The sequence below is a fragment of the Nesterenkonia sandarakina genome, assembly GCF_013410215.1.
Taxonomy (GTDB): domain Bacteria; phylum Actinomycetota; class Actinomycetes; order Actinomycetales; family Micrococcaceae; genus Nesterenkonia; species Nesterenkonia sandarakina.
Genome location: NZ_JACCFQ010000001.1, coordinates 1,615,364 through 1,629,734 on the forward strand (window position 1 = coordinate 1,615,364; position 14,371 = coordinate 1,629,734).

A 14,371-nucleotide genomic window follows, 5' to 3' on the forward strand; every position below is an offset into this window, starting at 1 on the left:
TTTCTGCGAAGATCTCCCTCAGGACAAGTTGCCGCCGAAGTGGGAGCTGCCAAGAGAAAGAGGACCAGACATGAGGACCACCGGACTGTGGGTCACAGGAACCATCGCCGCTCTGGCGCTGACCGGCTGCGGCGGCGGAGATCCGCTCGCCGAGGACGGCGAGTCGGAGGCGGAACAGGGCGAGGCTCTGGTGATCGGCTCCCAGCAGTACTACTCCAACACCATCATCGCCGAGCTCTACGCCCAGGCACTGGAGGCCGAGGACATCGAGGTCGAGCGGGAGTTCGAGATCGGTCAGCGGGAGGTCTACGTCTCGGAGATCGAATCCGGCGCCATCGACATCTTCCCCGAATACGCGGGGAACTTCCTGCAGTACTACGACGCCGAGGCTGAGGCGGCCACCCTGGAGGAGATCACCGCCGCTCTCGAAGAGGCGCTGCCCGAGGGTCTGCGGGTCCTGGAGCCGGCCGAGGCCACCGACCAGGACAGCTTCGTGGTCACCTCGGAGTTCGCCGAGGAGAACGATCTCACCGAGGTCGCCGACCTCGCCGGGATCGAGGATCTGCGCATCGCCGCGAACTCCGAGTTCGAGACCCGCCCCTATGGCCCGGATGGCCTCCAGGACGTCTACGGGGTGGAGATCAGCGTGGTCACCGTCCAGGACTCTGGTGGACCGCTGACCGTGGACGCCCTGCTCAGCGGGGACGTGGAGGTCGCTGACATCTACAGCGCCGATCCGGTCATCGAGGCCGAGGACCTCGTGGTGCTCGAAGACCCCGAGGAGCTGGTGTTGCCGCAGAACGTGCTGCCGGTGGTCTCAGAACGGGTCGACGACGCCGCAGCCGCCGTGCTCGACGAGGTCAACGCCGCGCTGACCAGCGAAGAGCTGATCTCGCTGAACAGCCAGAGCGTGGACGAGCAGGCCGATCCCGCCGACGTCGCCGCCGAATGGCTCAGCGAACAGGGCCTGAACTGACCTGAGGCGCCGGGAGGGATCCCCTTCCCGTGCATGAAAAGATCGTAGACCTGTGGCGGATCGTAGAGCTCTAGCCCTACGACAGACCCACAGGTCTACGATTTTTTCGTCTCGAGGGGCAAGCCCGACGCGGACCAGCCTGAAGCGGCAGCTCAGCCGGCGCGGCGGATCTGCAGGCCGCGCACCGCGTCGATGCGTTCGATCGCGAACTCTCCGGGGCGGTGGTGCTGGCAGAACCCGCCGGCGGGGACCTTGGTGAGGTAGCTGGCCATCTGCGCGAGCTCAGCGGCGGAGAAGTCCTCCGCCCGGCGTCGCTTCGCCGGGGTGGCGCGGGCGGTCTCGGCGCGCACCGGGACCTCGATGCCGTGCAGGTCCTGCAGGGCGCGCACGTAGTCCTCGGTGCGCCCCTCGGCAGCCATCTCGCGGGCGCGCACGGTGGGGGTGTGCAGCATCTTGCGCACGATCCGGCGCACCGCGAACTCCACCTCTTCGGCGGCTCCGGTGCAGCCATGCTGCTTCCGGATCTTGTTCATCTCCTCATCGAGCAGCTCCTGGGTGTGTCGCCGCAGCGCCACGATGGCGTCGTCGGCGCTGCGTTCCCGGCGCTCGGTGAGGTAGGTCTGCACCGCCGAGGCCACGACGTCGCGCGCCTCCTGGACCGAGTCCTCGGTCTCCCCGGGGGCGGCCATCTTCACCGACTCCAGGGTGATCAGGTCCACCCCGTCGAGCTCGGCGACGTCGGGATCGAAGTCATGGGAGAGCGCCAGGTCCACCACGGTCAGCGGCTTCACCCGGGGGGAGCTGCCGGTGAGTCCGGCCAGGTTCTCGACCTCCCTGGCGGTGATCCGACGGTTCCCGCCGGAGCATCCGATGATCAGATCGGCCTCACGGAAGGCGGCGGGGAGCTCCTGCATCTGCAGGGCCCGGGCACCTCCGGCGCGTTCGGCCACGAAGTCTTCGGCCCGGCCCGAGCCCGAGAAGACCCCGATATCGGTGACTCCGCGTTCCACCAGCTGGGCCAGCGAGGTCCCGGAGTAGGCTCCGGTGCCGATCAGCACGACCTTGGCCCTGGGGTAGAAGGCGGCGCCGTCTCCGCGCATGTCCCCGGCGATGTCCAGGGCCACCGAGACGATGGACCGTCCGCGCGAGCCCAGCGCCGTGCGGGTCCCGACGTCCTTGGCGGTGCGTGACGCGGTCTCGAAGAGCTTGGTCAGGTTTCCGGAGATGGTGCCGGCATGCTGCGCGTCGGCCAGGGACTTGCGCACCTGACCGGCGATCTCGCGCTCGCCGATGACCGCGGAGTCCAGTCCGGCCCCGACCTCGAAGAGATGGGAGACGGCGTCGTCCTCCACCAGGGTGCGGAAGGAGCGTCCGACCAGTTCACGGTCCAGGCCTGAAGTCTCGGCCACCACGTCGAGCAGCTGCTCCCGGGTGCTCTGGACGTCATCGTGGGAGGACCCGGTGGACTCCGCGTAGATCTCCATGCGGTTGCAGGTCGCCAGCGTCACGGCAGGCATATGTACGGATCCGGCCAGTTCGGCCGCTCCTGAGCTGAGCGTGCCCACCGTCTCGAGGTCCAGCTCCGAGTGGGTGGCAACGAGGGAAATGAGTACCACGACGTCATCGATTCTACAGCGGGTCGAACTGTGCCGCCGAAAAGTGGAGAATGTGGCATATGACTTCTGGAACTTTCGCGGGCATGGCCGCGTCCTCCCCGGCCACCGGCTCGGTCACCGCGATCCCGCGGGCTGCCGTGCGTTCTCAGGGCCCCACCGGGCAGCTGCCTCAGGACCACCCGCTGCTCACCGGGCTCACCGCCGACTCGGCGCTGCTGAATCAGTATCGCGGCGGGCGTAACAGTGCGGGGGAGATCACACGCCCACACCGCCGCCCCGTGTGGTTCATGCGCCAGGCCGGCCGCTCGCTGCCGGAGTACCGGGCGCTGCGCGAAGGCACCACCATGCTGGATTCCTGCCTGGACCCGGCGCTGGCCTCGGAGATCACGCTGCAGCCGGTGCGCCGGCATGACGTGGACGCCGCCATCTTCTTCTCCGACATCGTGATCCCGCTGCGCCTGGCCGGGATCGACGTGGAGATCCAGCCCGGAGTGGGTCCGGTGCTGGGCTCCCCGGTGCGGACCCGCGCCGACGTCGACGCCCTGCCCACGCTCGACGACGCCGCCTTCGCCCCGATCACCGAGGCCGTGAAGCGCACCGTGGCCGAGCTCGGCTCGGCCCCGCTGATCGGCTTCGCCGGTGCCCCGTTCACCCTGGCCGCCTACATGGTCGAGGGCAGGCCCTCACGGGACCACCTGGGACCGCGGACCATGATGCACGCGGACCCCGAGACCTGGAACGCGCTGGCCGCCTGGGCCGCGGAGGTCTCCGGCCGGTTCATGCGGGCCCAGCTGATGGCCGGGGCCTCCGCCGCGCAGCTCTTCGACTCCTGGGCCGGATCACTCGGCCGCGAGGACTACGCCCGGCACGTGCTGAGCCACTCCGCCGAGGCCTTCACCCACGTCCAGGACCTGGGCGGCACCACGCCCGAGGGTCACCGGGTCACCGCCCCGCTGATCCACTTCGGCACCGGCACCGGGGAGATCCTGGACCTGCTGCGCGCGGCCGGCGCCGACGTCGTCGGGGTGGACTACCGGCTGAACCTCGCCGAGGCGACCCGCCGGGTGGGCGCGGAGACCCCGTTGCAGGGCAACATCGACCCGGCCCTGCTGCCCGCCGACTGGTCTGTGCTGGAGAGTCACATCCGGTCCATCATCGCCGCCGGTTCCGGCGCCGCCGGACATGTGCTCAACCTCGGCCACGGGGTGCCCCCGGAGACCGACCCCGAGGTGCTCACCCGGGTGGTCAGCCTGATCCACGAGATCGGCTACGAGGACTGAGCCTGCGCTGAATGAACGCCCAGAGCAACGCCCCGATGAGTGAACCCGTGGCCGCCGCGGCGCGCCCGCCGCACGTGGCGGTGGTCGGCGGGGGCATCGCGGGGCTGATCGCGGCCTGGGATCTGGCGCGTGCCGGGGCCACGGTGCAGATCTTCGAAGCCTCAGACCGGCTGGGCGGCGCCATCGGCGCCCACGTGCTGGGCGGGGTGGCCTACGACGCCGGAGCCGAGGCCTTCGCGACCCGCTCCCCAGTGGTGCCGCGGCTGCTCACGGAGCTGGGCCTGGATGAACAGGCGGTGGCCCCGCAGCACACTGCGGCCTGGCTGCAGCTGCCGGATCTGGCCGCCCCGCTGCCGGCCACCGGGATCCTGGGGATTCCCGCGGATCCGCTGGCGCCTGATGTGGTGGCCATCCTGGGTGAGGCAGAGGCGCGCCGAGCCGCGGCGGACCTGACCACCTCGATGCAGGACTGGGCTGAGATCTCTGAGACCAGGGCCGGGCAGGTCACTTTGGGCGAGGTGGTCCGGGATCGGATGGGTCAGGCCGTGCTGGACAGGCTGGTCACCCCGATCGTCTCCGGGGTCCATTCGGCGGATCCTGACGACCTGGACATGAACAACGCCGCGCCGGGACTCTTCGAGGCGATGCTGCGCGAAGGCTCCCTGGCCCGTGCGGTGGCGCTGGTGAAGTCCAAGGCACCCCCCGGGTCGGCGGTGAACTCGCTCTATGGCGGGCTGCATCGGCTGGTCCTGACTCTGGAGCAGGAGCTGCGCCAGCTCGGCGCGGAGATCCAGCTCAACACGCAGATCACCGACCTCGCCGCGCTCGCAGCCGGGATCGGCCCAGACGGCGTCCCGGGACGCACGTCCGCGCCGGATCACGTGATCCTCGCTCTGGACGCGCCCGCCGCGGTCCAGCTGGTCTCCGGGGTCGTTGACCTGAGCGGCCTTGATCTGGCCGGACTGCTCCCGGAGCAGGCTCCCGGCGCGCAGGCGGTCGGCGCGAAGGCGGCGGGCCCCGGCGTCGCCCTGGTCTCCATGATCCTGGACGCCCCGGAACTCGATGACCACCCCCGAGGCACCGGTGTGCTGGTGGCTCCCCAGGTGAGCACCATCGCGGCGAAGGCGATGACGCACATCAGTTCGAAATGGGAATGGGCGGACACCGCCGTGGCCCACGCCCACGGGCCCGGGCACCATGTGGTGCGGCTGTCCTACGGCCGGGTGGGGGAGACCCATCAGGGTGCCCTGGGGGCAGACTCCAGCGACGAGGAGCTGCTGCGCGCGGCCACCGTGGACGTCGGGTCGCTCTTCGGGGTCCCGATCGAACCGGAGCAGATCGTGGAGGCCAGCGTGATCCGGTGGCGCCGGTCACTGCCGCAGACCTCCGCCGGGCACGCCGAACGCATCGCCGCGCTGCGCGACCGGCTGGCGCAGACCTCCCGAGCTGGGGCCCCGCAGGATCCGGGCAGCGGAGTCCGGCTCCCGGAGATCCACATGATCGGCGCCTGGTTCGCCGGCACCGGGCTGGCCCGAGTGGTGCCCGACGCGCGCGCCGCCGCCGCGACGATCCTCGCCTCAGGCCGCTGAGCGGTCGGTCACTTTTTTCGACGTCATGTAGAAATCCGGTCAACCTCGGGCGATAAGCTGGATGCGGGACATCGCCACCTGGGGTCCCACACGGACGATCAATGCTGATGGAGGCATCTGTGAGCTACGGCAGCACCGCTCAGCGAACGCCCGAAGAGGTCAACACCTCGGGCAAGGACTGGTTCACCCTCTACACCGTCTTCGCGCGGACCGGTTCCGCTCCGCAGGGCGCTGACGTGGAGGTCGAGTTCGACGAGCTCGCCGGAGCGTTCGCCGAGCAGGAGATCGACTTCCGCGGCAGCTATGACGTCTCGGCCATGCGCGACGAGGCCGACATCCTCACCTGGGTCACCGGGCCGAGCGCTGAAGGTCTGCAGGCCGCAGTGCGGCGCATCCGCCGCACCGCGATGTTCTCCAAGACCCGGATCGCCTTCTCCGCGATGGGCGTGCACCGCACCGCCGAGTTCGCCCGCAGCCACGTCCCGGCCTACGCCCTCGGTGTGCCCCCGGAGGACTGGCTGGTCATCTACCCGTTCAACCGCTCCTACGACTGGTACCTGCTGGACCCGGCCAAGCGCGGGAAGATGCTGCGCGAGCACGGGATGCTCGGGCAGGAGTTCCCCTCGGTGCTGGCCAACACCACCTCGGCGTTCGCGCTGAACGACTGGGAGTGGCTGCTCGCGCTGGAGGCGCCGAAGCTCACCGATCTGGTGGACATGATGCGCAAGCTGCGCGAGTCCGAGACCCGCTATCACGTGCGCGATGAGATTCCCTTCTACACCGGACGCCGCCTGAAGGCCGCTTCGGAGATCGCTGAGGTCCTGCTGTGACGATCACTCCAGAGAACACCGGGTCAGACAACGGGTCGGAGAACACCGGACCGGTCCACCCCACCGAGACCTCCGATCACCCCACCGAGGAGCAGGCCGCCTCGGCCGTGGCGGACTCCTCCCAGGCCACCCCCACCCCGGGCACCGAGGACAAGACCGAGGCCGCCGAGGCCCCGGCTCCGTTGCCGGTGGACTACGCCGAGGGCACCACCACCGACGAGCCCAGCAACTACGACGCGATCCTGCTGGCCTCCTTCGGCGGACCCGAGGGCCAGGATGACGTGATCCCGTTCCTGCGCAATGTCACGGCCGGACGCGGGATCCCGGACGAGCGGCTCGAAGAGGTCGCCACCCACTACCGCGCCAACGGCGGGATCAGTCCGATCAACCAGCAGAACCGGGACCTCAAGGGCGCACTGGAGGCCGAGGTCGCCGCCCGCCAGCTGGACATCCCGATCTACTGGGGCAACCGCAACTGGAACCCGTTCTTCACCGAGACCTTCAAGGAGATGCACGCCGCCGGGCACCGCCGGATCCTGGCGCTGGTGACCTCCGCGTACAACGGCTACTCCTCCTGCGGGCAGTACCGCGAGGACTTCTCGCTGACCCTGGATGAGACCGAACTCCGCGAGGAGATGAGCGTGGTCAAGGTCCGCCAGTTCTTCATGGACAAGGCCTTCATCGACCCGTTCAAAGATGCCCTGGCCGCCGGGATCGCCGATGTCCGGGAACAGCTCGAGCAGGCCGGCAAGCCGGAGGCGCAGCCGAAGATCGTCTTCGTCACCCACTCCATCCCCAGCCGCAACGCCGAAGCCATGGGCCCGGACCGGGTGATCGAGGAATACGGCACCGATGTCTACTCGGCCGAGCACCTCGCCGTCGCCCGGCACCTGATGGCCAGCGTGCCCGAGGCTGAGGGCCTGGAGCACTCGCTGACCTTCCAGTCCCGCTCCGGCAGCCCGAAGACCCCGTGGCTGGAGCCCGACATCAACGACGCCCTGGAGGAATACGCCGAGGCCGGGGTCGCCGGTGTGGTGGTGATGCCGATCGGTTTCGTCTCGGATCACATGGAGGTGCTCTGGGACCTCGACACCGAGGCCAAGGACACCGCCGCCGAGCTGGGCCTGGCCTACCACCGGGCCGCCACCCCCGGCATCCAGGAGAAGTTCGTCTCCGGGCTGGTCGATGTGCTCAGCGAATACCTCAAGGGAGCCAATGGGGAACCCGTGGGCTTCGGCGAACAGGTCGTGCCCGGCAAATGGTCCGGCATCTGCGGACCCTGCAACTGCACCCGGTTCCGCAAGGACGTCCAGAGGAGCTAGATGGCGACATTCACCGTAGGCACGCGCGGCAGCAAGCTCGCCCTGACCCAGACGACGACGGCGGCCGAGGCGCTCGCCTCCCACGCCGAGACCGACTACGAGCTGATCACGGTCAAGACCGAGGGCGACATCCTCACCGGGCCGCTGGCACAGATGGGCGGCACCGGGGTGTTCGCCTCCGCGCTGCGCCAGGCGCTGTTCGAGAAGACCTGCGATGTGGCCGTGCACTCGCTCAAGGACCTCCCCGCCAAGGACCTCGAGGGGCTCGCGATCGCCTCGGTGCCCTCCCGGGAGGATGTCCGCGATGCGCTGTGCTCCGCCGATGACCTGCCGCTGCGCGACCTGCCGCAGGGCGCGAAGGTCGGCACCGGGTCCCCGCGCCGGGCTGCGCAGCTGCGCGCCGCACGGCCTGACCTGGAGATCGTGGACATCCGCGGCAACGTCGGCACCCGGCTGGCCCGGGTCCGGGGCCACGGGTCCGCCGCAGAGGCCTCACCGCAGGCGCCGAATGCGGCCCGGGGTGACCTGGATGCCGTGGTGCTCGCCGGAGCGGGCCTGAAGCGGCTCGGACTGGAGCACCACATCGCCGAGCTGCTGCCTCCCGAGGTGATGCTGCCGGCCCCCGGACAGGGCGCCCTGGCCGTGGAGGTCCGCGCCGAGGACGCCGAGCCGACCGCGCCGCTGGGCATGGCCCTGGCGCTCTATGACGACATCCCCGCCCGGCTGGAGACCTCCGCGGAACGCGGCCTGCTGGCCCGGCTCAACGCCGGCTGCTCCGCCCCGATCGGCGGACTGGCCCGCTACGACGACAACCCCGACGGCGGCGCCACCCTGCGCCTGGACTCGGTGATCTGCGCACCCGACGGTAGCCGGACGCAGCGCGCCGGCGCCGAGATCTCCATCGAGGCCGGTGCGGATCGCCGGGTCTCCGTGGAGCGCGCGGTGCAGCTGGGGACGCTGGTCGCGGAGCAGCTGCTGGCCGAGGACTTCGGACTGCTCAAGCACGTCGTGGACTCCTGAGGGGCTGAGCATGATCACCCAGGCGAGACGGGCAGCGGCTGTGGCGCTGTGCACCGGGGCTGCGGTCCTGCTCGGGTGCAGCGCGGATCCCGACGCGGGTGAGCCCGAGGGTCCCAGCTTCGACAGCGCCGAGGCGCTCTACGACGCAGTCGATGAGGTGCTGCGGTGCCCCATCTTCGACAACACCAACATTATGAACATCGCGCTCTCCGACGGCGGCTTCCTGGAAGGTCTCACCTGCGGGGAGGGGATGGTGCTGGCCTGGTCCGAGGACCGCGAGGAGATCGACGAGGCCCGTGGCAACTTCGCTGACCTCTCGGAACCATCACCCGCCGAGCAGGGCCCCGGCTGGTTCGTCGTGGACGCTGAAGACTCGGTGCAGCCACAGACCGGGGACGGCCCTGAACCGCCGCAGCCGGACTCCCGCGACCTCGAAGCCCTGGCCGAAGAGCTCGGCGCGGAGTACACCGAGTACTGAGGTCTCCGGCCACCGGGCCGTCGCTCAGCCTTCCAGCCACTTCTCCACCCGCTCGGTGAACTCCACGAAGTACTCCAGTCCGCGCAGCTGCCCCGCGCTCACCTGCACCCCGGCCTCCCGGGCGGCGCGAGCCAGCTCCTCCCACGGATGATCATCTACTGGCGGGCTGCCATCGGGGAGATCCTCAGGGAGCACGCAGTTCAGCACATCCTGGGTCAGTGACTCCCGGCCGGGTCGCGGAGCGCTGGCCGGCGTCACAACGGTCACGCCGTCGGCCCGGTGCATGGGGGACTGGGTGAATCCGCGCTCATCGAGGTGGACCCGCTGGCCGTCGTCGAGGATGCAGTGCTCGAAGATGCTCACGCTCAGCCCGGGGTTGCCACCGGTCGGCACCTCAGCGAAGTCACAGAGCGCCCCGATGGCGACCACGCGTTCGCGACCGGCGAGGGTGGGTGCTCGAGTGAAAGGCGAATCCGGGGCCGTAGAAGGCTCCGGCAGGGGTGCGTAGTGGCCTGCGTCGGAGTCGAGATGTGCCATCACGCCAGTCAACCACTGTTGCCCGTCGCACTCGGTAGGCTGGCGCAATGCGCATCGCCCTGACCCGAGATCCCGCGCAGGCCGGACCGCTGGAAGCCGGGCTGCGCGCCGCCGGGCTCGAGGTCCGGTTCCTGCCGGTCACCGAACAGCGCCTGCCAGCAGAGGCCGGCGAGCTGACGACGGCGCTCGAGCGGCTCTCCCGCGGTGACTTCGCCTGGGTGCTGTTCACCAGTGCGAACACGGTGCGTGCCCTGGTGAAGCTGGGATGGGACGGGTCCCTGCCGTCGCAGACTCGCGTCGGCGTCGTCGGTCCCGGGACGGCCCGGGTGCTGCAGCGGCTGACCGGTGTCGCCGAGCCGTGGATGCCGGAGGCCGAGCGCAGCGCGGCCGGGATGATCCAGGAGATGCCCGAACCGGCCCCCAATGACAGCACCTCGCTGCTGCTGCCGCAGTCGGCCCAGGCCCGCTCCGAGCTGCGCGAGGGACTCAGCGCTCTCGGCTGGGACGTCACCCAGGTCAGCGCCTATGAGACCGACTCTCTGGTGGTGGGCGGGGTGCTCGCCGCCGGTGACCCGCGGCGGCGCCTGCTGCCCCCGCCTGCCTCGGAGGATCTCCTGGACCTGGGGCAGCTGGCCGCGGACCTGCGACGCGACCGGCTCACCCATATGGACCCCACCGTCCTGCTGGTCACCAGCTCCTCCGCAGCGGACGCGCTGGCCGACCTGGGACTCCCGCCGCGGGTGCGGCTGCTGGCCATCGGTCGGCCCACCGCCAGGACCCTCTCGCGCCGCGGAATCCCCGCCGCCGGTGTTCTCTCTGAGCCGAGCGCCGCCGCTGTCCTCGCCGCCCTGGGCCGCTGAGAACTAGACTGACGGGCGGCGTCACGCTTGGAGGATGCCCGCTGCGCAACGGCACATGCCGGCCCCGCAGCGACGCACCGTCCGCCCGAGCGCACCGACCGCCGTTCCCCTGATGACCAGGAGTCGCACGTGAGTTTCCCCGAACAGCGCCCCCGCCGGCTGCGTCGCAGCCCCGCCATGCGCCGGATGGTGGCCGAGACCCGGCTGCATCCGGCCGACCTGATCCTGCCGGTCTTCGTCCGTGAGGGCCTGAACGCCCCGGCTCCGATCACCTCCATGCCCGGGGTCGTGCAGCACACCGAATCCTCGCTGCTCACCGCTGCGGTGCAGGCCCGAGACCTCGGCCTGGCCGGGATCATGCTCTTCGGGATCCCCGCCGCCCGCGATGCCCAGGGCAGCGCCGGACTCGACCCCGAGGGGATCCTCAACCGCTCCATCCGCGCCGTGAAGGACCGGGTCGGGGACGACCTGGTGGTGATGAGCGACCTGTGCCTGGACGAGTTCACCGACCACGGGCACTGCGGACTGGTTGACGAGGTCGGCGAGGTGGACAACGACGCCACCTTGGAGGTCTACGCCGAGATGGCCGTGGCCCAGGCCGAGGCGGGCGCCGACGTCGTCGCGCCCTCCGGCATGATGGACGGCCAGGTCGCCGTGATCCGGCAGGCCCTGGACGAGGCCGGACACCAGCATGTGCCGATCCTGGCTTATGCCGCGAAGTACGCCTCCGGCTTCTACGGGCCCTTCCGCGAGGCCGTGGACTCCCAGCTGACCGGGGATCGCCGGCAGTACCAGATGGACGCCCCGAACCGCACCGAGGCGCTGCGCGAGGTGGAGCTGGACCTCGCCGAGGGTGCGGACATGGTGATGGTCAAGCCGGCCAGTGCCTACCTGGACATCCTCTCCGACACCGCCGCGATCAGCGATGTCCCGGTCTCGGCCTACCAGGTCTCCGGGGAGTACGCGATGATCGAGGCCGCCGCCGCCAACGGGTGGATCGATCGGCGCACTGTGATCACCGAATCATTGATCGCGATCCGCCGCGCCGGGGCCACCAACGTGCTGACCTACTACGCCGCCGAGGTGGCCGGGTGGCTGCGCGAGGAGCTCGCCGGCCCCAGCGTCCCGGCGGCCCCGGTCTCGCCCAGCGGGGACTCGGCCCCCAGCGCCGAGACTCCGGTGCACCCACGGGTCGAGCCGCATACGACCGCCGCCCCGGTCGAGGCCTCCACGCCGTCCGAGACCAGTTCACCGACCAATACTGACGGCGATTCCACCGACGAACCCCGCACCGACGCCGGCTTCCCGCCGGTCAGCTGAAAGGACCCTGTCCCGCGATGACCACGAACCAGGAACTCTTCGACACCGCCCGCGAACTGATGCCCGGGGGCGTGAACTCCCCGGTCCGCGCCTTCGGCTCGGTCGGAGGGACACCCGCCTTCATGGTCGCCGCGGACGGCCCCTACCTCACCGACGCCGAGGGGACCCAGTACGTGGACCTCGTGGGCTCCTGGGGTCCTGCGCTCTTGGGGCATAAGCACCCCGCGGTGATCGCCGCGGTGCACGCCGCCGTGGACGCCGGACTGGGCTTCGGCACCTCCCACCCGTTGGAGGCGCGGCTGGCGGAGCTGGTGCAGGGCCGGGTCCCCGGTGCGCAGATGATCCGGATGGTCTCCACCGGCACCGAAGCGACCATGACCGCTGTCCGGCTGGCCCGCGGGCTCACCGGGCGCAACATCGTGGTGAAGTTCGCCGGCTGCTATCACGGGCACTCCGACGGGCTGCTCGCCGCCGCCGGCTCCGGGGTCGCCACCCTCGGGCTGCCCGGATCCGCCGGGGTGACCGAGGCGCAGGCCTCGGAGACCATCGTGGTGGAGTACAACGACCGCGCCGCCCTGGAAGCGGTCTTCGCCGAGCACGGCGAGCGGATCGCCGCGGTGATCACCGAGGCCACCCCGGCGAACATGGGCGTGGTGGTCCCAGAAGCGGGCTTCAACAGCTTCATCCGGGAGATCACGCAGCGCCACGGGGCGCTGATGATCTTCGACGAGGTGATGACCGGGTTCCGGATCACCGAGTCCGGCTACTGGGGTGCCTCTGGCCGGGTGGAAGGCTGGGAGCCTGACCTGTTCACCTTCGGGAAGGTCATCGGCGGCGGTCTGCCCGCCGCTGCGCTGGCCGGACGGCGCGAGATCATGGAGCACCTCGCCCCCACCGGGCCGGTCTATCACGCCGGCACGCTCTCCGGGAACCCGGTCGCGATGGCCGCCGGGGTGGCGACGCTGGAGCACGCCACCGCCGCGGTCTACACGCATGTGGATGAGAAGGCGCAGATCGTGGCCGACGCGCTCACCGCCGCGCTGAGTGAGGCCGGGGTGGACCACACGCTGCAGAAGGTGGGCTCACTGTTCTCGGTGGCCTTCGGCACCTCGGCCACCGGGGTGCACAACTACGCGCACGCCCAGGCCCAGGAGACCTTCCGCTACGGAGCGTTCTTCCACGCCATGCTCGACGCCGGGGTCTACCTGCCGCCGAGCGTCTTCGAGGCGTGGTTCCTCTCCTCGGCGCACGACGACGCCGCCATCGGCCGCATCCTGGACGCTCTGCCGGGCGCCGCGAAGGCCGCTGCCCAGGCCCAGCCCTGAGGGTTCAGGCGCTGAAGACTCAGGCCTGGGGGTTCGGGTCTGGGGGTTCGGGTCTGAGGGTTCAGGTCTGATCACGCGATCCTGGGGCTGATCATGGTCATCCCCGGGGTCGCGGAGCGCTGCATCGCCGGCAGCAGCCGGGCGGCCTCCGCGAGTCCGACCACACGTTCGATCAGGTCCTGGGGGCGCAGCACGCCGTCCGCGATCAGGGCGAGCATCCCGGGGTAGTCCGCGGCGGCCATGCCGTGGCTGCCCAGCAGGTCGAGCTCCCAGGCGATGGCGCGGGCCATCGGGACCGGGGAGAGCCCGGTCTCGGTGGGCAGCAGTCCGATCTGCACGTGTCGACCCTGACGGCGCAGACTCAGGACCGCCGCGGCGCAGGTCGCCTCGCTGCCCACCGCGTCCACGCTGACGTCGCTGCCCTCTGCGGTGATCTCACCGACGGCGGCGGGCACGTCGCGCCCGTCGGCGAGGATCACCTGATCGGCTCCGAGATCTTTCGCGGCCCGCAGCGCCTCGGGGCTGCGATCCACCGCGATCACCCGGGCGCCGAGCGCCTTGGCGATCATCACCGCGCTCAGCCCCACCCCGCCGGCGCCCACCACGGTGAGCCATTCCCCGGCACGCAGCCGGGCGCGCGCGGTCAGTGCCCGGTAGGCGGTGGCGAAGCGGCAGCCCAGCGCGGCGGCGGCCTCGAAGGAGACCGCGTCCGGGATGGCGACCAGGTTCGTGTCGGCGGCGTGCAGCGCGACGTGCTCCGCGAAGGAACCCCAATGGGTGAATCCGGGCTGCTGCTGGTTCGGGCACACCTGGGCGTTGCCGTTGCGGCACCAGTCGCAGGCGCCGCAGCCGCACACGAAGGGCACCGTCACCCGGTCACCGACCTTCCAGTGCCGCACCTCCGGGTGCACGGCGGAGATGACCCCGGCAAGCTCATGCCCGGGCACATGGGGCAGGGTGAGCTCCTCATGTCCGGCCCAGGCATGCCAGTCGCTGCCGCAGAGCCCTGTGGCGTGGACCTCCACGATGACCCCGCCTGCTGGTGGGGTGGGGTCGGGGACCTCTCGGACGTCTACGGGACCTGCGATCTCATCCATCACCAGTGCGCGCATGGGACTGAACTCTACCCATCCCGGGGGCGGCCGCCGCGACCGCGCGCCCACTCTTCCGCGCCGGCACTCCTCCGCGATCCCACTCATCCGCGATCCCACTCATCCC

General features: G+C 70.5%; 12 protein-coding genes and 1 pseudogene. 10 read left to right on the top strand and 3 right to left on the bottom strand.

Annotation, left to right across the window (positions count from 1 at the left end):
• Positions 1 to 70: 70 nt before the first annotated feature.
• Complete coding sequence (locus tag HNR11_RS07530) at positions 71 to 976, top strand: ABC transporter substrate-binding protein (protein ID WP_179441787.1); 906 nt, start codon at positions 71 to 73, stop codon at positions 974 to 976.
• Positions 977 to 1,128: 152 nt separating this feature from the next.
• On the opposite strand, the gene HNR11_RS07535 is transcribed toward HNR11_RS07530, so the two are convergent.
• Positions 1,129 to 2,592 (bottom strand): glutamyl-tRNA reductase, encoded by a 1,464-nt coding sequence (locus HNR11_RS07535; RefSeq protein WP_179441788.1) that lies wholly within the window; start codon positions 2,590 to 2,592, stop codon positions 1,129 to 1,131.
• A 59-nt stretch (positions 2,593 to 2,651) separates the two neighbouring features.
• On the opposite strand from HNR11_RS07535, the gene hemE reads away from it, so the two are divergent.
• The 6 genes from hemE (at position 2,652) to HNR11_RS07565 (ending at position 9,111) form a co-directional block, all read left to right on the top strand.
• Complete coding sequence (gene hemE, locus HNR11_RS07540) at positions 2,652 to 3,872, top strand: uroporphyrinogen decarboxylase (protein WP_179441789.1); 1,221 nt, start codon at positions 2,652 to 2,654, stop codon at positions 3,870 to 3,872.
• 11 nt (positions 3,873 to 3,883) lie between these two features.
• Entirely contained in the window at positions 3,884 to 5,461 is a 1,578-nt protein-coding gene (hemG, locus tag HNR11_RS07545; RefSeq protein ID WP_179441790.1) for a protoporphyrinogen oxidase, read from the top strand.
• 101 nt (positions 5,462 to 5,562) lie between these two features.
• Positions 5,563 to 6,291 carry a hydrogen peroxide-dependent heme synthase gene (hemQ, locus tag HNR11_RS07550; RefSeq protein WP_179441791.1) on the top strand — a complete coding sequence of 243 codons (729 nt, stop codon included), beginning with the start codon at positions 5,563 to 5,565 and terminating at the stop codon, positions 6,289 to 6,291.
• Entirely contained in the window at positions 6,288 to 7,613 is a 1,326-nt protein-coding gene (locus HNR11_RS07555) for a ferrochelatase (protein ID WP_425488258.1), read from the top strand. Before hemQ ends, HNR11_RS07555 begins: the two co-directional genes overlap by 4 nt.
• A complete protein-coding gene (gene hemC, locus HNR11_RS07560; RefSeq protein WP_058888393.1) occupies positions 7,614 to 8,633 on the top strand; it encodes a hydroxymethylbilane synthase in 1,020 nt (339 codons plus the stop codon).
• Between the two features lie 10 nt (positions 8,634 to 8,643).
• Positions 8,644 to 9,111: a hypothetical protein gene (locus HNR11_RS07565; protein ID WP_179441792.1), complete on the top strand. Its 468-nt coding sequence runs from the start codon at positions 8,644 to 8,646 to the stop codon at positions 9,109 to 9,111.
• A 24-nt stretch (positions 9,112 to 9,135) separates the two neighbouring features.
• On the opposite strand, the gene HNR11_RS07570 is transcribed toward HNR11_RS07565, so the two are convergent.
• Entirely contained in the window at positions 9,136 to 9,648 is a 513-nt protein-coding gene (locus HNR11_RS07570; RefSeq protein ID WP_179441793.1) for a hypothetical protein, read from the bottom strand.
• A 47-nt stretch (positions 9,649 to 9,695) separates the two neighbouring features.
• Here HNR11_RS07570 and HNR11_RS07575 point away from each other — a divergent pair, with 47 nt between their 5' ends.
• The 3 genes and pseudogenes from HNR11_RS07575 (at position 9,696) to hemL (ending at position 13,153) form a co-directional block, all read left to right on the top strand.
• Positions 9,696 to 10,508 carry a uroporphyrinogen-III synthase gene (locus tag HNR11_RS07575; protein ID WP_179441794.1) on the top strand — a complete coding sequence of 271 codons (813 nt, stop codon included), beginning with the start codon at positions 9,696 to 9,698 and terminating at the stop codon, positions 10,506 to 10,508.
• Between the two features lie 129 nt (positions 10,509 to 10,637).
• Positions 10,638 to 11,612: pseudogene (gene hemB, locus HNR11_RS07580) on the top strand (porphobilinogen synthase); the annotation flags it as partial.
• Between the two features lie 233 nt (positions 11,613 to 11,845).
• Positions 11,846 to 13,153, top strand: a complete 1,308-nt coding sequence (hemL, locus tag HNR11_RS07585; RefSeq protein WP_179441795.1) for a glutamate-1-semialdehyde 2,1-aminomutase — start codon at positions 11,846 to 11,848, stop codon at positions 13,151 to 13,153.
• A gap of 71 nt (positions 13,154 to 13,224) precedes the next feature.
• On the opposite strand, the gene HNR11_RS07590 is transcribed toward hemL, so the two are convergent.
• Positions 13,225 to 14,265 (bottom strand): zinc-dependent alcohol dehydrogenase family protein, encoded by a 1,041-nt coding sequence (locus HNR11_RS07590; protein ID WP_179441796.1) that lies wholly within the window; start codon positions 14,263 to 14,265, stop codon positions 13,225 to 13,227.
• Between the last annotated feature and the right edge of the window lie 106 nt (positions 14,266 to 14,371).